General features: G+C 71.9%; 19 protein-coding genes. 8 read left to right on the top strand and 11 right to left on the bottom strand.

From position 1 onward, the window contains the following. Window positions 1–302: 302 nt before the first annotated feature. From ACSLTV_RS02175 to ACSLTV_RS02160, 4 genes are all read left to right on the top strand, one after another. The gene (locus ACSLTV_RS02175; protein ID WP_432134886.1) at window positions 303–1,838 is read left to right on the top strand and encodes an ABC transporter substrate-binding protein; all 1,536 of its coding nucleotides are present in this window, start codon (window positions 303–305) and stop codon (window positions 1,836–1,838) included. Window positions 1,839–2,114: 276 nt separating this feature from the next. Continuing rightward, on the top strand, window positions 2,115–4,097 hold the full coding sequence (locus ACSLTV_RS02170; protein WP_435611518.1) for an nSTAND1 domain-containing NTPase: 1,983 nt from the start codon (window positions 2,115–2,117) through the stop codon (window positions 4,095–4,097). Between the two features lie 186 nt (window positions 4,098–4,283). Beyond that, window positions 4,284–5,228 (top strand): hypothetical protein, encoded by a 945-nt coding sequence (locus tag ACSLTV_RS02165; RefSeq protein ID WP_432134884.1) that lies wholly within the window; start codon window positions 4,284–4,286, stop codon window positions 5,226–5,228. A gap of 49 nt (window positions 5,229–5,277) precedes the next feature. Next, on the top strand, window positions 5,278–5,649 hold the full coding sequence (locus tag ACSLTV_RS02160; RefSeq protein WP_432134883.1) for a peptidase inhibitor family I36 protein: 372 nt from the start codon (window positions 5,278–5,280) through the stop codon (window positions 5,647–5,649). A 100-nt stretch (window positions 5,650–5,749) separates the two neighbouring features. Here the strand turns inward: ACSLTV_RS02160 and ACSLTV_RS02155 are convergent, their stop codons facing one another. Both ACSLTV_RS02155 and ACSLTV_RS02150 read right to left on the bottom strand, forming a co-directional pair. Then, the gene (locus ACSLTV_RS02155; RefSeq protein ID WP_432134882.1) at window positions 5,750–7,171 is read right to left on the bottom strand and encodes an ATP-binding protein; all 1,422 of its coding nucleotides are present in this window, start codon (window positions 7,169–7,171) and stop codon (window positions 5,750–5,752) included. A gap of 8 nt (window positions 7,172–7,179) precedes the next feature. After that, window positions 7,180–7,872 carry a response regulator transcription factor gene (locus ACSLTV_RS02150; protein ID WP_435611517.1) on the bottom strand — a complete coding sequence of 231 codons (693 nt, stop codon included), beginning with the start codon at window positions 7,870–7,872 and terminating at the stop codon, window positions 7,180–7,182. 164 nt (window positions 7,873–8,036) lie between these two features. On the opposite strand from ACSLTV_RS02150, the gene ACSLTV_RS02145 reads away from it, so the two are divergent. Beyond that, complete coding sequence (locus ACSLTV_RS02145; RefSeq protein WP_432155375.1) at window positions 8,037–10,451, top strand: MMPL family transporter; 2,415 nt, start codon at window positions 8,037–8,039, stop codon at window positions 10,449–10,451. Here the strand turns inward: ACSLTV_RS02145 and ACSLTV_RS02140 are convergent. From ACSLTV_RS02140 to ACSLTV_RS02120, 5 genes are all read right to left on the bottom strand, one after another. After that, the gene (locus ACSLTV_RS02140) at window positions 10,444–11,061 is read right to left on the bottom strand and encodes a Uma2 family endonuclease (protein WP_432134879.1); all 618 of its coding nucleotides are present in this window, start codon (window positions 11,059–11,061) and stop codon (window positions 10,444–10,446) included. The two genes, ACSLTV_RS02145 and ACSLTV_RS02140, sit on opposite strands and share 8 nt — an antisense overlap. Window positions 11,062–11,152: 91 nt before the next feature. Further along, window positions 11,153–11,911: a TetR/AcrR family transcriptional regulator gene (locus tag ACSLTV_RS02135; protein ID WP_432134878.1), complete on the bottom strand. Its 759-nt coding sequence runs from the start codon at window positions 11,909–11,911 to the stop codon at window positions 11,153–11,155. Window positions 11,912–11,922: 11 nt separating this feature from the next. Next, entirely contained in the window at window positions 11,923–12,468 is a 546-nt protein-coding gene (locus ACSLTV_RS02130; RefSeq protein WP_435611516.1) for a thiol-disulfide oxidoreductase DCC family protein, read from the bottom strand. Further along, complete coding sequence (locus ACSLTV_RS02125) at window positions 12,465–12,872, bottom strand: hypothetical protein (RefSeq protein WP_435611515.1); 408 nt, start codon at window positions 12,870–12,872, stop codon at window positions 12,465–12,467. Before ACSLTV_RS02125 ends, ACSLTV_RS02130 begins: the two co-directional genes overlap by 4 nt. Window positions 12,873–12,980: 108 nt before the next feature. Next, the gene (locus tag ACSLTV_RS02120) at window positions 12,981–13,391 is read right to left on the bottom strand and encodes a VOC family protein (RefSeq protein WP_432134875.1); all 411 of its coding nucleotides are present in this window, start codon (window positions 13,389–13,391) and stop codon (window positions 12,981–12,983) included. Between the two features lie 154 nt (window positions 13,392–13,545). Between ACSLTV_RS02120 and ACSLTV_RS02115 the strand changes: the two genes are divergently transcribed. From ACSLTV_RS02115 to ACSLTV_RS02105, 3 genes are all read left to right on the top strand, one after another. Then, window positions 13,546–14,001 carry a TM2 domain-containing protein gene (locus ACSLTV_RS02115; RefSeq protein ID WP_435611514.1) on the top strand — a complete coding sequence of 152 codons (456 nt, stop codon included), beginning with the start codon at window positions 13,546–13,548 and terminating at the stop codon, window positions 13,999–14,001. Next, a complete protein-coding gene (locus ACSLTV_RS02110) occupies window positions 13,994–14,422 on the top strand; it encodes a DUF2752 domain-containing protein (RefSeq protein ID WP_432134873.1) in 429 nt (142 codons plus the stop codon). The genes ACSLTV_RS02115 and ACSLTV_RS02110 overlap by 8 nt, the downstream gene beginning before the upstream one ends. Window positions 14,423–14,661: 239 nt before the next feature. Continuing rightward, window positions 14,662–14,925, top strand: coding sequence for a TM2 domain-containing protein (locus ACSLTV_RS02105; protein ID WP_432134872.1), 264 nt, complete (start codon window positions 14,662–14,664; stop codon window positions 14,923–14,925). An 88-nt stretch (window positions 14,926–15,013) separates the two neighbouring features. On the opposite strand, the gene ACSLTV_RS02100 is transcribed toward ACSLTV_RS02105, so the two are convergent. Genes ACSLTV_RS02100 through sdhC form a run of 4 tightly spaced genes read right to left on the bottom strand, consistent with a single transcriptional unit; the run spans window position 15,014 to window position 18,420 of the window. Next, entirely contained in the window at window positions 15,014–15,775 is a 762-nt protein-coding gene (locus ACSLTV_RS02100; RefSeq protein WP_432134871.1) for a succinate dehydrogenase iron-sulfur subunit, read from the bottom strand. After that, the gene (sdhA, locus tag ACSLTV_RS02095) at window positions 15,775–17,529 is read right to left on the bottom strand and encodes a succinate dehydrogenase flavoprotein subunit (protein WP_432134870.1); all 1,755 of its coding nucleotides are present in this window, start codon (window positions 17,527–17,529) and stop codon (window positions 15,775–15,777) included. The genes ACSLTV_RS02100 and sdhA overlap by 1 nt, the downstream gene beginning before the upstream one ends. 19 nt (window positions 17,530–17,548) lie before the next feature. Beyond that, window positions 17,549–18,034, bottom strand: coding sequence for a succinate dehydrogenase hydrophobic membrane anchor subunit (locus ACSLTV_RS02090; RefSeq protein ID WP_435611513.1), 486 nt, complete (start codon window positions 18,032–18,034; stop codon window positions 17,549–17,551). 5 nt (window positions 18,035–18,039) lie between these two features. Next, complete coding sequence (gene sdhC / locus ACSLTV_RS02085; RefSeq protein ID WP_432134868.1) at window positions 18,040–18,420, bottom strand: succinate dehydrogenase, cytochrome b556 subunit; 381 nt, start codon at window positions 18,418–18,420, stop codon at window positions 18,040–18,042. Between the last annotated feature and the right edge of the window lie 2 nt (window positions 18,421–18,422).

The raw sequence follows: 18,422 nt of genomic DNA, 5'->3' as shown, positions 1-18,422 counted from the left end.
GAGCGCCGTGAGCACCGCGGGCGGGCGGCCGCCGGTGCACCCGAACTCCCCGGCACCTCGGGTGCTTTGGGCGCCGTCCTTGTGCGGTGATGACGGGATATGTGCGATGTGGTGTGCAGGCTGTGAAACCCGGCCGAAACAGCGCGTCGGTAAGTTCTCTCTCATCTCGCAAGAATCCTCTTCCGCCGCACGAAACACGTGTGATTAGGTGTGCCCGCCACTAATAGGGGAGTGGCTTGTTTGTAGTGCCGGGCTCCATGGCGGGCCTGGGGAGGGTAGGCACCACCATGCGATCGGTTCGCATGCGGATTCTCGTGACGCTGCTCGTACTGGCCGTCGTCGGGATCGGCGGCTGGCAGCTGCTGCCGCAGGAGCAGGACGACGGAAAGACCATCAAGGTCGGCACGACGGACACCATCACCTCGCTCGACCCGGCCGGCGCCTACGACGCCGGCTCCTGGGCGTTGTTCAGCAATGTGTTCCAGTCGCTGCTGACGTACGACACGGGCGGTGTGTCGCCGGTGCCTGACGCGGCCAAGGAGTGCGGCTTCAGCGGCGGGCTGACGACGTACCAGTGCGAGCTGCGCGACGGTCTGACGTTTCCCAGCGGGCGCGAGATGACCGCCGAGGACGTGAAGTTCTCGTTCGACCGGGTCAAGAAGATCAATTCGGAGGTCGGTCCGGCCTCGCTGTTCTCCACGCTGAAGTCGGTCGACGCGGACGGTGCCAAGGTCACCTTCCACCTGTCGTCCCCCGACGCCACCTTCCCGTTCAAGGTGGCCACCGGCGCCGGCTCCATCGTCGACAGCAGCCGCTACCCGGCGGACAAGATCCGCGAGGACGACGAGGTCGACGGCACCGGCCCGTACGAGCTCACCGGCTACACCGAGGGCGAGAAGGCGGAGCTGAAGCCCAACTCCCGCTACAAGGGCGCCGTCCAGACCGGCAGCCCCGTCGAGCTGCGCTTCTACGAGGACTCCGAGGCACTGGACGCCGCCTGGAAGGAGCGTGACGTCGAGGCCGCCACCCGGCAACTGCCGCCGAAGACGCTGGCGTCGCTGAACGGCAGCGACCCCGACCAGCGGGTCACCGAGGCCGACAGCGCCGAGACCCGCAACCTGTACCTCAACACCCGTTCCTCCTCGCCGCTGCACGACGTGAAGGTCCGTCAGGCGATGGCCTGGCTGATCGACCGCGAGCGGCTCGCGAGCAGCGTCTACGACAACACCGTCGACCCGCTGTACTCGCTGATCCCGACCGGCATCACCGGCCACACCACGTCGTTCTTCGACGACTACCCGGCCCAGAACCCGCAGAAGGCCCGGGAACTGCTCACCGACGCCGGAGTGGAACTCCCGGTCCGCTTCACCTACGGCTACGGCCAGGGCCGTGGCGCCGCCGAGGCGGAGGCCAAGGAGCTGAAGCGGCAGTTGGAGGCCGGCGGGCTGTTCGAGGTGACCGTCAAGGGCTACGAGTGGACCGACTTCCAGAAGCGGTGGGCGACGGGCAAGCTCGACGCGTACGCCGTCGGCTGGTTCCCGGACTACCCGGACCCAGACACCTTCGGCGCCCCACTGATCGGCACCGACTCCACGATGAGCACCGGCTACAGCAGCAAGAAGGTCGACCGGTTGATCCGGGCCAGCCAGCAGTACGCCGACCGCAGCCGGGTCGACGGCGACTTCCGCAAGGTCCAGGAGGCCGTTGCCGAGGACGTGCCGGTGATCCCGCTGTGGCAGCGCAAGGAGTACGTCGTCACCAGCGAGGCCGTCGGCGGCGGACAGTACCTCGCGGACGGCAACGGCATCTTCCGCCTCTGGAAGCTCACCTGGATATAGGGCCTGTTGCCAAAGTCCCGCCTGCGCCCGGCTCCGTCGCCGTGCGGGCATACCGGTGTCCCCGGCAGGCCGTCCCGTCGGTGAACGGCCGTCGGGCCGGTCCGGACGCCTGGCCGCCCGGCGCCCCCGGCGGCGAGTCGGCCCGGCAGGGCGGGCGTGACCGGCCCGCCCCCGGCGACAGGGGAGCGAGGCTCGGGAGTGACAGGACAGGTACGGGGATCACGGGGACGGCGCGCGGGCAGGCCGGAGCGCGCACTGGACCCCCAGGCCGGGCCGGTGGCCCGATTCGCCTGGGAACTGCGGCAGTTGCGCACCCGCGCGGGCGCGCCCAGCTACCGGGAGCTGGCCCGTCGGGCCCATTACTCCGCCAGCACCCTGGCCGAAGCGACGAAGGGCAGCCGGCTGCCCACCCTCGACGTCGCGGTGGCCCTCGCCGAGGCGTGCGGCGGCGACCGGGAGGAGTGGGCGGCCCGCTGGCGGGCGGCGGCCCGAGGCCGGACCGGCACGCGGGCCGCCACACAGGCCGCCACACAGCCCGCCACGCGGTCCGGTCGTGGAGCACCGGGGCCGGACCGGCCGGTGGCGCGGCGGGAGTGCCCGTATCCGGGGCCGCGTCCCTTCACCGCGCGGGACGCACCGGGTTTCTTCGGCCGTGAGGAGCCGGTCCGGCGACTGATCGACCTGGTGACCGGGGACGAGACGCCCGGCCCGGTCGTGCTGTCCGGGCCCTCCGGCAGCGGCAGGACCTCACTGCTGCACGCGGGTCTGCTGCCCGCGCTCGGCCCGGACTGGCTCCACCTCGCCCTCACCCCGTCCCGCGACCCTCTCGGCGCGCTCGCCGGCGCCGTCGAGGACCTGACCGGCGGGGGCGGTCCCCCGACCCCGCGCGAGGCGTTCACCGACGACCCCAAGGCCCTGTACCTGGCGCTGAGCGGCCTGTTGCTGTGCCGTCCGCCCGGCACCCGGGTGCTGGTGACGGTCGACCGGTTCGAAGAGGCCGTCCTCGCCGGGAACGTCCCCGCCGCCGAGCGCGACGCGTTCCTGGCGCAGCTCGCCCACACAGCCCGGGCCGGCGACGACCGCCTGCGCGTGGTCGTCGCGCTGAGGTCCGACGCCCGCACGCCGGCCGCGTGGGGGGAGACCGCCCGCGTGGATCTGGCGCCGCTCCGCGCCGACGACCTGCGCCGTGCCGTCGTCGGACCCGCCGAGGCGGCCGGCCTGACGGTCGAGGCCGCCCTGGTGGACGCGCTCCTGGCGGACCTGGACGGACAGCCCGGCGCCCCGGCCCTGCTGTCGGACGCGCTGCGCCGCGCGTGGGAGCGCCGTACCGACGGCGTGCTGCGGCTGGCCGGCCACCTCGCGGAGGGAGGTGTCGGTGCCGCCGTGGCCCGGACCGCCGAACGGGAGTACGCGGCGCGTAGGCCGGACGAACGGCGTCTCCTGCGCGCCCTGTTCGTCCGGCTGACCGCCCTCGGGGACGGCACCGACGACACCCCGCGCCGGGTCGACCGGGAGGAACTGCGCGGCCTGGCACCGCGCGGGAACCTCGACCGGCTCCTCGGTGAACTGGCCGGCGCCCGCCTCGTCGTCCTCGACGCGGGCACGGTGGAGCCCGCGCACGCGGCGGTCGTCACCGCCTGGCCCAGGCTGCGCCACTGGCTGGCCCACGACCGCGACGGCCTGCGCACCCACCGTCGGCTGACCGAGGCCGCCGGGGAGTGGAGCGCGGCGGGCCGCCACCCCGGCGCGCTGTACCGGGGTGTGCGGCTGGCCGCCGCGCGGTCCTGGGCCCGGGAGCACCCGGCGGAGCTCAACGCCCGCGAGCGTGCCTTCCTGACCGCCTCCCGTACGGCCGAGCGGCGCCGCCGCTGGGCCGTACGCCTGCTGATAGCCACCGTGAGCGCGCTGGCCCTGCTGGCCGGCGTCATGGCGCTGCGCGCCGTTCTCGACGACCGCGCCGCGCCCACCGACCGCCGGGCGACGGGAGCCTCCCCCACAACGGCCACGACCGCCACGTCCTCCACGGCGGCTGTGGCCGGTACGCCTACCCGGGCGGCCACGACCGCCACGTCCCCCTCGGCGGCTACGGCCGGTACGCCCCTCACGGCGGCCACGCCCGGCACGACCCCCGCGGAAGGCCCACAGCGCGCGACCGGCGGCCGGTCCGCCGACTGCCCGGCCCTCGCCCGCGCGTCCGGACCACCGGGACGACGACCCGGCCCGGACAACCCCGCGGACCGTACCCGACAACCCATCTGACCGGCACCGACGCATTGTCGGGTTGTCAGGTTGTCCGCGCCCGGCCCGGAAAGCTACCGGACAACTCCCCGGCGCCCTTCCCTGGAACCAGTCGCTTCCCGGGCCGGGCCCCACCGCCCGCCACGGGTCGAGCGCCGTTCCGCCCTTCCCACCCTGCGTACGACACCCGCGAAGGAGTTCCGCACCATGGGCCGCACCAAGCACGCGCTGGGCGCCACGGCCGTCACGGCGGCCGCCCTGCTGCTGGGCGCATGCGCCGCGAACCCGCCCGCGCCCGCCGACCGCACGCCCACCGACCGCACGCCGGCCGGTGCGCCCCTGTCGGCGGCCCAGAAGGCGACCCTGCACCGCGCGGAGGAGCGCCTGGTCCACCGTTGCATGCAGGACCAGGGCTGGACCTACCGGGAGCAGCCCCCCGACGCGCAGGCCGAGGCCGAGGGCGCCGGGCGCAGCTTCCCGTACCTGGTGGACGACGTCGCCTGGGCGAAGAAGTACGGCTACGGCGACGCGTTCACGCCGAACCCCGGAACCGGACCGGACGGGAAGACGGACGCGCCCTCCCGGACCGCGCAGGGCGCCCCGGCGCGGCCGTCGGCCGCCTGGACACGCGCGCTCTACGGCACGGGCCGCCAGGTGTCGGTGGAACTGCCCGGCGGCGGCCGGCTCAGCACGAGCGACCGCGGGTGCCTGGCCTCCGCCCGCAAGACCCTCTACGGGGACCTCGAACGCTGGTTCCCGGCCCGGAGGATCACGGACAACATCGACGTGTTCGTCCGCCAGCGCGTCCGCGACGACCGCGCCTTCACGGACGCCGTCGCCGCCTGGAGCCGGTGCGCCCGCACCCACGGGCACGACGTCGGCTCACCCGGCGAACTGCGCGAGGAACTCGACCGGCGCGTCACGGGCCGGACACCCGCCGAGGCGCGGGCGCTGGAGGTCGCCACCGCCGTCGTCGAGGCGACCTGCGCCCGGTCCTCCGGCATGGCCCGCACCGTGCGGGAGCGGGAGGCGTACTGGCGCCCCCGCCTGCGCGCACAGTTCCGCGAGGAACTCGACGACCTGGTCCGCCTGGAGCGGGCGGCTCTGCCGGAGGCGGCCACCGTCCTCCGCGGTGCCGCCCCCACCTCCTGACGGGCCGACACCCCACCGCACATCCACACCCTCACGAAGGAGAACCATCATGCGACGAGCCCTTCTCGGAACGGTCGCGGCGGCGGCGCTGGCGGCAGTCGGCGTGCTGCTCCCCGCCTCCACCGCGTCGGCCGCCCTCGGCGACTGCCCGCAGGGCCAGTTCTGCGTCTGGGACGACGACGACTACACCGGCGCCCGCATGGGCTGGACCGGCAACGACTCCAACTGGCACGACAACGGCTGGGGCGACCGCGCCGAGTCGCTGTACAACAACGGCACGCCGGCGACGTACGACGACGTCCGTGTGTACATGGACGTCAACTACGTCAACGAGGACCTCTGCGTCGTCCGCGGCGACTACTACGACTGGGGCATGAACGACAACGACTACTCCTCGCACAAGTGGACCTCGTCCTGCTGACCGGCTGATCCACCGCGAGCGGGCCGTCGGGCCGCCGGAACACCCGTTCCGGCGGCCCGACGCCGTGGCGGGCGACCGGCCGCGGCGGGCTCCGGCACCGTCAGCCGCAGGCCTGCGCGCGCGGCGGGAGCAGGACCGTGACGGTCAGGCCCTCGCCCGGCGCCGTACGCACCGTCACCTCGCCGTGGTGGGCCTCGACGACGCCCTGGACGATGGCCAGGCCCAGGCCGCTGCCCGCGCCGCTGCCCGCCCGGAAGAAGCGGTCGAAGACCCGGGCCGCGTCCTCCGGGGACAGCCCCGGGCCCTTGTCCGCCACCGACAGCCGCACCACGCCGTCCACCCGCCGCACACCCAGGTGCACCGGCACGTGGCGGGGCGTGTGCGTGCGGACGTTGGCGACCAGGTTGCCGAGCACCTGGCGCAGCCCGGACTCGTCGGCGCTGACCAGGACCGTGCCGTCGGCGGACACGGACACCGGCCGGTCCGGCTGCTGCGCGCGCAGGTCCTGCGCCGCGTCCCGCACCAGCCGGCTCACGTCGACCTGGCGCAGCCGCAGCTCGGGCCGCTGGTCCAGGCGGGCCAGCGTGAGGAGTTCGTCGACCAGCCGGCCCATGCGGTCCACCTCGCCGTTCATCCGGTCCCAGGCCCGCCGCCGCTCGTCGGGGTCGCGGAGCATGCCCTGGTCGTACAGCTGCAGATAGCCCCGGATCGCGGACAGCGGCGTGCGCAGTTCGTGCGAGGCGTCCGCGACGAACCGGCGCAGCTGGGCCGCGCTGCGCTCGCGCGTACGGTACGCCGCCTCCACCTGGTGCAGCATCGAGTTCAGCGCCAGCCGCAGCTGCTCGACCTCCTGGGTGGGATGGTGGCTGGACGGCACCCGCCGGGTCAGATCGCCCTCCGCGATCGCCGACGACGTCTCCACCATGTCCTCCAGCGGCCGCAGCCGCCGCCTGACGCTGAACAGCGTCAGGCAGGCCAGCAGGGCCAGCAGCAGCGTGCCCGTCGCCAGGTCCAGTCTCAGGGCCTTCGCTATGCCCTTGTGCAGGCCGTCGGTGGAGGTGGCCAGCAGGACGTAGGTGCCGTCGGCGAGCCGGGTCGCGGTCGCCCGGTACGGGGCGTCGCGCACCCGCACGTCCCGGGGCGCCGGCTCGCGGGTCAGGGCGTCCGGGTCGGCCACGGCGGCCGCGAGGTCCCGCTGGGCGTCGGTCACGGTCCCGCCGAACAGGGACAGGGGGGCGCCCCGGGCGTCGACGGCGGTGAAGACGGAGTCGGGCGCGGGCCGGTCGTCGCCCTCCTGCGGGGCGATGCGCTCCCGGACGAACGACAGCACGCTCAGCGAGTCGATCTGCCGCACCGTCAGCCGGGCACTGGCCAGCGAGTCGCGGGTCTTGATCAACTCCGAGTCGATCTGCCCGATCAGGTAGTGCCGCATGCCCATCAGGCTGACCGCGGTGGCCGCGACGACGCCGAGCGCGAGCAGCGCCACGTTCGCCAGCGTCAGCTGCACCCGCAGGGAGTGCATCCCCCGCCTCATGCCAGCCCGTACCCCACCCCGCGCCGGGTGGTGATCATCGGCGGGCCCAGGACGGCCAGCTTGCGCCGCAGATAGCTGATGTAGGTCTCCACGACGGTCGACTCGGGCGGCGTGTGCTCGTACTGCCAGACGTGCCGCAGCAGTTGCTCCTTGGACACGATCCGGCCGCCGTTGCGCACCAGGAAGCGCAGCAGCGCGTACTCCGTCGGGGTCAGCTCGACGGTGCGGCCCGCGCGGTGGACGCTGTACGTCGTCTCGTCCAGCTCCAGATCGCCGTACCGCAGCGGCGGCCGCTGCGGCAGCACGTCCGCCGGGGGGCGGGTGCGGCGCAGCACCGCCCTGATGCGGGCGACGACCACGTCGATGTCGAACGGCTTGGTGATGTAGTCGTCGCCGAAGCCGAGCGCGCCCACGATCTCGCCGGGGGCGTCCCGCGCGGTGAGGAACACCAGCGCCGTCTGCGGCCGGTCGGCGCGCAGCCGCCGGCCCAGGGCGCGGCCGTCGCCGTCCGGCAGCATGACGTCCAGCAGGGCCACGTCGGGCCGGGTGCGCTCGGCCAGGGCGAGCGCCTCGCGGACCGTGCCCGCGGTCATGACCTCGAAGCGGTGGTAGCGCAGGGCGATGGCGAGGACGTCCGCGATGCTCGGTTCGTCCTCCACGACCAGCACGGTCCCGGGAGCCGTCGACATGCCCCCAGTATCGGTGCGCCCACCGACAACGCGGACCGTTCCCGCTTTGGAGTTCCTTGAGAGTCCGGGCGGCCGGCGGGCACGCGCGCGTAGGGCCGCCCATGCTGGTGCGCAGGACCTGGGGGACCGACCGACAACCGATGACCTGACGAAGGAGCTTGAACGTGGCCACATGGGCACGGTGGTGCTACCGGCACCGGCTGGTGGTCCTGTTGCTGTGGGTGGGGGCGCTGTTCGGCACGGGCTTCGCCGCCTCGACGGCCGGAACGGACTACGCGAACGTCTTCTCCCTGCCGGACACGGATTCCAAGAAGGCCTACGACCTGATGGAGAAGGCGTTCCCCGCGCGCGCGGGCGACACCGACACCGTGGTCTGGAAGGTCGACCGGGGCAGTGTGCGTGACCAGGACGTACGGTCCCGAATACAGCCCGCCCTCGACGAGATAGCCGCGATGAAGGGCGTCGGCGACGTCGCCGGCCCCTACACGGGCGCGCAGGGCGCGGCACAGATCAGCAAGGACGGCACGATCGCGTACGCGCAGATCACCTTCACCCTGCGCGCCAACGAGGTCCCCAAGGAACTCGTCGAGGACGTCGTCGACACCGCGCGGGCCGCCGAGCGCGACGGGCTGCGGGTCGAACTGGGCGGCCAGGCCGTCCAGCGGGTGCAGGAGCCGCCGACCGGACTGGCGGAGATGGTCGGCCTCGCCGCCGCCGCTGTCGTCCTCTTCCTCGCCTTCGGCTCGTTCTTCGCGATGCTGCTGCCGATCGCGGTGGCCGTCTTCGGCGTGGGCATGGGCCTGTTCGGCACCCAGCTGCTCAGCCACAGCACCGACATCCCCGACCTGGCGCCGCTGCTGTCCTCGCTCATCGGTCTCGGCGTCGGCATCGACTACGCCCTGTTCATCGTCACCCGGCACCGGCGCGGCGTGCTGCGCGGCGTGGACCCCGAGGAGTCGGTGGTCACCGCCCTCAACACCTCCGGCCGCGCGGTGCTCTTCGCGGGCGGCACGGTGTGCATCGCGCTCGCCGGCATGCTCGTGACGAACCTGCGCTTCCTGGACGGCGTGGTCATCGGCACCTCCCTGACGGTGGTGCTGAGCGTGCTGGCGGCGACCACGCTGCTGCCCGCCCTGCTGGGCTTCCTGGGCCCGCGGGTCCTCAGCCGGGGGCAGCGGCGCCGGCTGGCGGAGAACGGCCCGGAGCCGGAGCGCACCGACGGGCTCGCCGTGCGCTGGTCGGGTGTGGTGCAGCGGCGTCCGCGCACGGTCGGCGCGATCGCGCTGGTCGTGATGGCGCTGCTCGCCCTGCCGGTGCTGTCGCTGCGGCTCGGCGCGACCGACCAGGGCAACGACGACACGTCCACCACCACCCGGCAGGCCTACGACCTGCTCGCCGAGGGCTTCGGGCCGGGCTTCAACGGTCCCCTTCAGGTGGTGTCGGACGGCGGTGACAGCGCCGCACTGGTCCGGGGCATCGAGGCGACGGACGGCGTGGCGCGGGTGGCCGCGCTGCCCCCGGCGCAGGGCGTCACCGTCATCCAGGTGATCCCGACGACCTCACCGCAGTCGGAGGAGACCGACGTCCTGATCGACACCCTGCGCGACGAGGTGATCCCGAACGCGGGCGCCCAGGCGCACGTCGGCGGTGTGACGGCGGTGTCCAAGGACTTCGCGACGGTCACCGGCGACCGGCTGCCGCTGTTCGTCGGCACGATCATCGGCCTCGGCTTCCTGCTGCTCCTGGTCGCCTTCCGCTCCCTCGTCGTGCCGTTGACGGCGGCCGTGATGAACCTGATCGCGGCGGCGGCCTCGTTCGGCGTCCTGGTGGCGATCTTCCAGTGGGGCTGGGGCCTGGAACTGCTGGGCCTCGGCAAGGAGGGCCCGATCAACGCGTTCCTCCCGGTCATCATGCTGTCCCTGCTCTTCGGTCTCTCCATGGACTACCAGGTGTTCCTGGTGAGCCGGATGCACGAGGAGTGGGTCCACACCAGGGACAACGCGCGGGCGGTCCGGGTCGGTCTCGCGGAGACCAGCCGGGTCATCAACTCGGCGGCCCTGATCATGGTGTGCGTCTTCCTCGCCTTCGTGCTCAGCGGCGACTCGGGCGCTGCGATGGCGGGCGTCGGGCTCGCGGCGGCGGTCGCCCTGGACGCGTTCGTCCTGCGTACGGCCCTGGTGCCGGCGGCGATGCACCTGCTCGGCACGTCCAACTGGTGGCTGCCGGCCTGGCTGGAGAAGCGGCTGCCCCACCTCGCGGTCGAACCGAAGGAGGAGGATCTGGCGGCACCGGTCGAGGCGGGTCCCGCCTCGGTGGTCCACGGTCTCGTGCGCGACTCCTCGGGTGCGCCGGTCGAGGGCGCGGCGGTCACGCTGATGTCCCCCGGCGGCCGTCAGCTCGACCGGGTGACCTCCCTGGCCGACGGCTCCTACATCCTCTCGGTGCCGTCCCCGGGCGGCTACCTCCTCGCGGTCACGGCACCGTCGTACGCGCCCCGCGCCCGGCAGGTGACGGTGGCGGAGGGGCCGGTGGTGTACGACGTGGAGCTGGCGGAGGGGGAGGTGGACGCGGTCAGCTAGCCGTTCTCGCCTGCCCGGCCTTGATGGTTTCGGCGACGTCGAGCGTGACCTTGGCGCCGATGGAGTCGGGCAGGGTGACGGTCTCGCCGGGGGAGTACGGGCGGTGGTGCTCGTAGTCCCCCGCGACGGGGTCGGTGAGGACGTGAAGGCGCTGGTGCTTGCGGTCGACGATGACGTAGACCGGGATCTCGGCGCTGGCGTACGCCTTGACCTTGGTTTTGAGATCGTCCTTCCAGTTGCTGGAGGTGACCTCCAGGACGAGCCGGAAGCAGACCGGGTCGTAGCAGTTGTTCTCGACGAAGTGCTCGTCGATGTCCGCGTCCACCACGACGAGGTCGGGGATGGCGTAGTCCTCGGTACCGGTGGGCAGCCAGAGGCCGACGTTCTGAAGGACCTCGGTCTCGCCGTCGTCGAGGCCGGCGGCGATGAAGGGGCGCATGAGCTTGGTCAGAGCGCGGGCGTGCGGGGCATCCGGTGAAGGGGTCACGAGGAGGTGGCCTCCGATGATCTCGACGCGGTAGCCCGGATGGCGCTCCATGATCTCGTCGGCGATGGCCGTGAGGGAGAACGGCTCGTCGTCGAAGGGCTGCTCGACGGATGCGGCGGACATCGCGTGCCTCCTAGGGGCTGGTGTCGAGAGCATCATCGTAGGCAGCCCGCACCCCCGGTGTCCCGTTCCGGCCCCTTCACCCGAAAGTGGATCAGTCCTTCCGGACGCCCCTGCTCCCCGGGTCCGGCAGGACCCTCGTCATGCCCGGCAGGAAGTCCGTGAACAGCTCGTGCACGTCGTGGACCAGCGGGCGCAGCACCCGGAAGCGGGCCAGGGACACACCGCGCGCGGTGAGGCGGGCGCCGCGCTCGGCCAGGCGGTAGCTGCGCTCGCGGCCCTCCGTCCGGTCGAAGATCCAGTAGAGGACGAGGCCCATCTGGGAGAGCCACATCAGCTCGGGCAGGGCGTCCCGCAGCTCCTGCGGAACCTTCGCCTTCGAGCCCGCCAGCACCTCGCGGTGGACGGCGATGGCCTCCACGCGCGCGTGCTCGCTCTCCGGCGAGAACGGGCTGAGCGGGCTGTCCGGGTCGGCGGCGTTCTTGAAGAACTGGACGGCGAACTCGTGGTACGGCGTCGCCACGTCCAGCCAGGTCCGCAGCACCCCCGCCAGCCGCGCCTCCAGATCGGTCTCCCGGTCCAGGACCGCCCGGACCGCCTGCCGGTGCTCGGCGGCCAGACGGTCGTAGAACCCCTGGATCAGGTGTTCCTTGCCCTCGAAGTAGTAGTACGCGTTGCCGACGGAGACCCCGGCCTCCTGGGCGATGGCCCGCATCGTCGTCCTGTCGTACCCGCGCTCCTGGAAGAGCCGCATGGCGGTCTCCAGGATCAGCGCGCGGGTCTGCTCGGACTTGCTGGGCGGGGGGCCGGGGGCGGGGGCCGCCGCGTGGGGGCCGTCGTGGTTCGCGGGCACGGACAGAGAGCCTAGTCAGTGCCGCAGGCGCCGTCCGTACAGGAGGTGGGCGGAGTGCGGGTCCAGCCGGAGCGCGGGTCGTACGACCAGCCGTCGGAGCCGCGGTACATCCGCCCGCCCCACTCCCCGCCGCCCGGGCGGGACCCCCTGCCGCCGGTCCGCGGCCCGCGCCACTTCGCGGCGGCCAGGACCGCGCCGCGCGCCAGGCGGGCCCCCGCCGGTGTGCTCAGCCGGTGGGCCAGTGCCCGTTGGCCGCGCAGGGCCCACAGGGTGACGATCCAGGCGGCGGCGGAGCGGTAGACCTGGCCGGCGTCGCCGACGACGGTGATCTCGTCGAGGGTGCTGTCGTGGTCGAGCCCGGGGAAGCGACGGCGGGCCTGCGGCGAGCCGGCCGGGACCAGGTCCAGCGGCACCAGCTGGGGCTGGCGTACGAGCCAGTCGCGCACGAAGGCGCACAGCCCGCACCCGGCGTCGTAGAGGACGGTCAGCCGGCGGACCGGGACGCGCGGGGCGCCCCGGTCCGCGGTGGCGGCCTCGGTGGCCTCCACCCCGGTCACGCGCCGGCCGCCGGAGCGGTCCAGCCCTGCGGCGCGACCGGCGGGACCTGCTCGCGCTCCAGCAGTCCGCGCCGCCGGATCCGGTTGAGCACGTACACGTTGCCCAGGTGCATCCCGCCGAGCACCAGCAGCACCACGCCCAGCTTGGTCGACAGTGCCTCGAAGATCCCCCGGGTGTCCGTGACGGTCTGGTCGTCGCTCAGGTACAGCGCGACGAAGCCGAGGTTGACCAGGTAGAAGCCGACCACCAGGAGGTGGTTGACGGCGTCGGCGAGCTTCTCGTCGCCGTGGAGCACATCGGCGAGGAAGATCCGGCCGTTGCGGCTGAGGGTCCGGGCCACCCAGACGGTCAGACCGACGCTGACGACCAGGTAGATGACGTAGGCGATGACGGTGCGGTCCATGCCCCACCCCTTCTTGAACGCGTTCAAAACGCTGACAAGGGGAGACTGTAGACCTCCTTTTGAACATGTTCAACTCGCCTGCGGGGCGCGGCTGTCCGGCCGTCGGCGTCAGCTGTGGCGGGCCAGTTCCGGGCGCTTGGAGTAGTCGGTGAGGCCGAGGATGTTGCCCCAGGGGTCGGCGAACTCGACGGTCCAGCCGGTGGCCCCGGAGAAGGGGGCGTCGAGCGGGGTGATCCCGGCCTCCGCGAGCCGGTGGGCGGCCGCGGACGCGTCCGGGACCTCGATCCACAGGCGCGGGGCCGGCCACGACGGCGGCCGGTGCCCCAGTCCGTCCTCCTGCCGCAGCAGGATCCCCGGGGTCTCACCACCCACCTTGAGCAGGGCGATCCCGGCCTCGTCGAACCGGAACGCCGTGGTGAACCCCGCGCGCTCGTAGAACGCCACCGCCTCGCCGAGATCCCCGACGGGCAGCAGGACGTTGTCGAACCCGAGCAGTTCGTAGGACTGGTCATCCGACATACCGTCAGAATAGGTGCACACCGGATGAAAAGCCGTGATTGACGGGTTCGTCCCCGTACCGACCCGACTTCCTAACGGGCGGCCTCCTCCTGCAAGATGACCTGAACTCACTTAACTGTCACATCCGATCATCTGGCCTCGGGGAGTAGTCACCGTGACCGAACAGCCGCAGCAGCCGCAGCAGCCCCAGCCGGGGTACGGCTATCCGAACGCCGGTCAAGGGCCGTACGCGGGAGGCCAGGCCGGTCCCTACGGGTATCCGCAGCAGGGCTACCAGCAGCCCGGCTACCAGCAGCAGGGGTACGCCCAGGGCGGCTACCAGCAGCCCGGGTACGCCGCTCCCGGCGGCTACACCGGCGACCCCAACGCGCCCTACGGCTACGACCCCTACGGGCGCCCCTACTCCGACAAGTCGAAGATCGTCGCCGGTATCCTCCAGCTCTTCCTGGGCACCTTCGGCGTCGGCCGGTTCTACATCGGCAACGTCGGCCTCGGCCTCGCCCAGCTCTTCACCTGCGGCGGCTTCGGCATCTGGGCGCTGATCGACGGCATCATCCTGCTGACCAGCAGCAACACCACCGACGCCAACGGACGGGTGCTGCGTGGCTGACGTGGCCGACGCGCCCCGGACGCCCCCTGCCCCCGCGTCCGCCCTGCTGCGGCACCCGGCGGCGGCACCCCTCGCGGTGCTCGCCGCCGGTCTGGCGGGCAGCGTGTACCTGTACGGCACCAACCCGCACGAGCCCGGCCACCTCCTGCCGCAGTGCCCGTTCCGCCTGGTCACCGGGCAGCTCTGCCCCGCCTGCGGTGGCACCCGCATGGCGTACGACCTGCTGCACGGCGACCTGGCCGGGGCCTGGCACGACAACCGTGCCCTGCTGCTCGCCTCGCCCTTCGCCCTCGCGCTGCTCGGACGCTGGGCGTGGGAGGGGCTGCGCGGGCGCCGCTGGCGGCCGCGGCTCAGCCGCCGCACCCAGATCCTGATCCTGGGACTCGCCGTGACCTGGACCGTGGTGCGCAACGTCGTCTGACGGCCGCGGGTTGCCCGACGTTTCGACCGGTGACGCTTTCCGGCTGTTACATGGCGAGAATCTGATCACAGAACAGGAACGATCCGCCCGGGTCCCTCCCCTTCGCCCCATCCGTCTCTCTAGTCTCACGCCAGACGGGGGGCGGCCGGGTTCGGCCGGATACGTGCGTGCGCGTGCTCCCCGGCCCCGGAGCCGTTCCGCTCCGGGCTCTCACGAAGTCATCCCAGGAGCAAGCTCACATGACCGTCCCCACCCCTGACGCGCCCTACGGCTACGACCCCCAGGGCCGCCCGTACTCCGACAAGTCGAAGATCGTCGCGGGCATCCTCCAGCTCTTCCTCGGCTCCCTCGGCATCGGCCGCTTCTACGTCGGCAGCGTCGGCGTGGGCGTCGCCCAGCTGCTGACCTGCGGCGGCCTCGGCGTCTGGGCGCTGATCGACGGCATCCTCTTCCTCACCAGCAACGACCGCACCGACGCGCAGGGCCGCGTGCTGCGCGGCTGACGTCACCGGCGCCGCAACGGCGAGGGCCCCACTCCTCACGGAGCGGGGCCCTCGCCGTCGTACAACCGCCGTACGGGCGCCGGACGGCTCAGAAGCGGCGCGTGATCAGCGCCTTCTTCACCTCGGCGATCGCCTTCGTGACCTCGATACCGCGCGGGCAGGCGTCCGTGCAGTTGAACGTCGTGCGGCAGCGCCACACACCGTCCCGGTCGTTGAGGATCTCCAGGCGCTGCTCGCCGGCCTCGTCGCGCGAGTCGAAGATGAAGCGGTGCGCGTTGACGATGGCCGCCGGGCCGAAGTACTGCCCGTCGTTCCAGAACACCGGGCACGACGAGGTGCACGCCGCGCACAGGATGCACTTGGTGGTGTCGTCGAAGCGCTCGCGGTCCTCGGCCGACTGCAGCCGCTCACGCGTGGGCTCGTTGGTGTCCTTCGTGATCAGGAAGGGCATCACGTCCCGGTACGCCTGGAAGAACGGCTCCATGTCCACGACCAGGTCCTTCAGGACCGTCAGGCCCTTGATGGGCTCGACCGTGATCGGCTTCTCCGGGTTGATGTCCTTGATCAGCGTCTTGCACGCGAGGCGGTTCTTGCCGTTGATCCGCATCGCGTCCGAGCCGCAGATGCCGTGCGCGCAGGAACGGCGGAAGGTCAGGCTGCCGTCCAGCTCCCACTTGATCTTGTGCAGACCGTCGAGGACGCGCTCCTTGGGGTCGATCTCCAGCTGGAAGTCTTCCCAGGTCGCCTCGGCCGAGACCTCCGGGTTGAACCGGCGGACGCGGAAGGTGACGGTGATGTAGGGGGACGCGGCGGACTCCGCTTCCACCTTGTCCAGAACGGGGGTTGCCATCAGTACTTACGCTCCATCGGCTGGTAGCGGGTCTGGACGACCGGCTTGTAGTCGAGACGGACGGACTCGGTGCCGTCGTCGCCCACCTCGCGGTACGCCATGGTGTGGCGCATGAAGTTGACGTCGTCGCGGTTCGGGTAGTCCTCGCGGTAGTGACCGCCGCGGGACTCCTTGCGGGCCAGCGCGGAGACGGCCATGACCTCGGCCAGGTCGAGCAGGTTGCCCAGCTCGACGGCCTCCAGCAGGTCGGTGTTGAACCGCTTGCCCTTGTCCTGGATCGCCACGTTCTTGTAGCGCTCGCGCAGCTCGGCGATCTTCTCGACCGCCGTCTTGATCGTCTGCTCGGTGCGGAACACCATGACGTTGGCGTCCATGGTCTCCTGCAGCTCCTTGCGCAGGGTCGCCACCCGCTCGGTGCCGGTGGACTCGCGCAGCCGCTCGATCTGGTCGGCCACGAACCGCGCCGGGTTCTCCGGCAGCTCCACGAAGTCGGCCTTCTGTGCGTACTCCGCGGCCGCGATGCCGGCCCGGCGGCCGAACACGTTGATGTCCAGGAGCGAGTTGGTGCCCAGGCGGTTGGCGCCGTGCACCGACACGCAGGCCACCTCGCCCGCCGCGTACAGACCCGGTACGACGGTGGTGTTGTCCGCGAGGACCTCGCCCTCGACGTTGGTCGGGATGCCGCCCATGGCGTAGTGCGCGGTCGGCTGGATCGGGATCGGGTCGGTGTACGGCTCGATGCCCAGGTAGGTGCGCGCGAACTCGGTGATGTCCGGGAGCTTGGCGTCCAGTTGCTCCGGCGGCAGGTGCGTCAGGTCGAGGTAGACGTGGTCGCCCTCGGGACCGCAGCCGCGGCCCTCGCGGATCTCCGTGTAGATGGAGCGGGACACGACGTCACGGGACGCCAGGTCCTTCATGACGGGAGCGTACTTCTCCATGAAGCGCTCGCCGTCCTTGTTGCGCAGGATGCCGCCCTCGCCGCGGGCGCCCTCGGTGAGCAGGATGCCCATGCGCCAGATGCCGGTCGGGTGGAACTGGAAGAACTCCATGTCCTCCAGCGGCAGACCCCGGCGGTACACGGCGGCCTGGCCGTCGCCGGTCAGCGTGTGCGCGTTGGACGTCACCTTGAAGAACTTGCCGCAGCCGCCGGAGGCGTAGATCACGGCCTTCGCCTGGAAGATGTGGATCTCGCCGGTGGCCAGCTCGTAGGCGACCACACCGGCGGACCTGCGGACGCCGTCCACCTCGGTGATCAGCTGGTCGAGGACGTAGAACTCGTTGAAGAACTCCACGCCCTCCTTGACGCAGTTCTGGTACAGCGTCTGGAGGATCATGTGGCCGGTGCGGTCCGCGGCGTAGCAGGACCGGCGGACCGGGGCCTCGCCGTGGTTGCGGCTGTGGCCGCCGAAGCGGCGCTGGTCGATGGTGCCGTTCGGGGTGCGGTTGAACGGCAGGCCCATCTTCTCCAGGTCGAGGACGGCGTCGATGGCCTCCTTCGCCAGGATCTCGGCGGCGTCCTGGTCGACCAGGTAGTCACCGCCCTTGACCGTGTCGAAGGTGTGCCACTCCCAGTTGTCCTCCTCCACGTTGGCCAGCGCGGCGGCCATGCCGCCCTGCGCGGCGCCCGTGTGGGAGCGGGTGGGGTAGAGCTTGGTCAGCACGGCGGTGCGGCTGCGCTTCGTCGACTCGATGGCCGCGCGCATGCCCGCGCCGCCGGCGCCGACGATGACGGTGTCGTACTTGTGGATCTTCATGATTCTCGCAGCCCCGTGCCTAGCGGATGTTCGGGTCGAAGGTGAAGATCACCAGCGTGCCCAGCAGGATGGTGAACACCGTGGCGGTGTAGAGCAGCGCCTTCAGCCACAGCCGGGTGTTCGCGCGCTCCGCGTAGTCGTTGATGACCGTGCGCAGGCCGTTCGCGCCGTGCAGCATCGCCAGCCACAGCATCAGCAGGTCCCAGACCTGCCAGAACGGGCTGGCCCAGCGGCCCGCCACGAAGGCGAAGCCGATCTTCGACACGCCGCCGTCCAGCACCAGCTGGATGAGCAGGTGGCCGATGACCAGGACGACCAGGACGATGCCGGACAGGCGCATGAACAGCCAGGCGGCCATCTCGAAGTTGCCGCGGGTGGACCGCGGGGTCTTCTTGGTGCGCTTGCGCGGGGCCTCGATGAGCGGCGCGGGGTTGTCCACGCCGTAGCCGCCGTGCGCGTCCTCGACCGGGCCGACGCCCGACGCGGTGGTTTCAGTGGTGGCCATCGACGTCACTTCCCGAACAGTTCACGAGCGGCGTGGCCGAGCACCGGGTAGATCGCCCCGAGCATCAGCACGACCCAGACGCCGACAACGGTCCACAGCATGTGCTTCTGGTAGCGGGCGCCCTTCGACCAGAAGTCGACGGCGATGACGCGCAGGCCGTTGAGCGCGTGGAAGAGGATGGCGGCGACGAGGCCGTACTCCAGCACGGCGACGATGGGCGTCTTGTACGTGGCTACGACGTTGTCGTAGTCCTCGGGGGAGACGCGCACGAGAGCGGTGTCGAGCACATGGACGAACAGGAAGAAGAAGATGAGGACGCCGGTGACTCGGTGAGCCACCCAGGACCACATTCCTTCCCGGCCGCGGTACAGCGTTCCAGCCGGCACGG

It is taken from the genome of Streptomyces sp. bgisy159 (genome assembly GCF_965341775.1).
Classification (GTDB): Bacteria; Actinomycetota; Actinomycetes; order Streptomycetales; family Streptomycetaceae; genus Streptomyces.
The sequence above is the reverse complement of the archived record's forward strand: the minus strand, read 5'-3'. Positions and strand labels throughout refer to the sequence as shown.

Coding starts and splice junctions, on each gene's coding strand:
- ACSLTV_RS02150 (WP_435611517.1), bottom strand. CDS start 7,872: ATGTCGACGGCTCCCGGGACCGTGCTGGTCGTGGAGGACGAACCGAGC.
- ACSLTV_RS02105 (WP_432134872.1), top strand. CDS start 14,662: ATGACCGTCCCCACCCCTGACGCGCCCTACGGCTACGACCCCCAGGGC.
- ACSLTV_RS02140 (WP_432134879.1), bottom strand. CDS start 11,061: ATGTCCGCCGCATCCGTCGAGCAGCCCTTCGACGACGAGCCGTTCTCC.
- ACSLTV_RS02100 (WP_432134871.1), bottom strand. CDS start 15,775: ATGGCAACCCCCGTTCTGGACAAGGTGGAAGCGGAGTCCGCCGCGTCC.
- ACSLTV_RS02155 (WP_432134882.1), bottom strand. CDS start 7,171: ATGCACTCCCTGCGGGTGCAGCTGACGCTGGCGAACGTGGCGCTGCTC.
- sdhA (WP_432134870.1), bottom strand. CDS start 17,529: ATGAAGATCCACAAGTACGACACCGTCATCGTCGGCGCCGGCGGCGCG.
- ACSLTV_RS02175 (WP_432134886.1), top strand. CDS start 303: ATGCGGATTCTCGTGACGCTGCTCGTACTGGCCGTCGTCGGGATCGGC.
- ACSLTV_RS02160 (WP_432134883.1), top strand. CDS start 5,278: ATGCGACGAGCCCTTCTCGGAACGGTCGCGGCGGCGGCGCTGGCGGCA.
- ACSLTV_RS02090 (WP_435611513.1), bottom strand. CDS start 18,034: ATGGCCACCACTGAAACCACCGCGTCGGGCGTCGGCCCGGTCGAGGAC.
- ACSLTV_RS02120 (WP_432134875.1), bottom strand. CDS start 13,391: ATGTCGGATGACCAGTCCTACGAACTGCTCGGGTTCGACAACGTCCTG.
- ACSLTV_RS02125 (WP_435611515.1), bottom strand. CDS start 12,872: ATGGACCGCACCGTCATCGCCTACGTCATCTACCTGGTCGTCAGCGTC.
- ACSLTV_RS02165 (WP_432134884.1), top strand. CDS start 4,284: ATGGGCCGCACCAAGCACGCGCTGGGCGCCACGGCCGTCACGGCGGCC.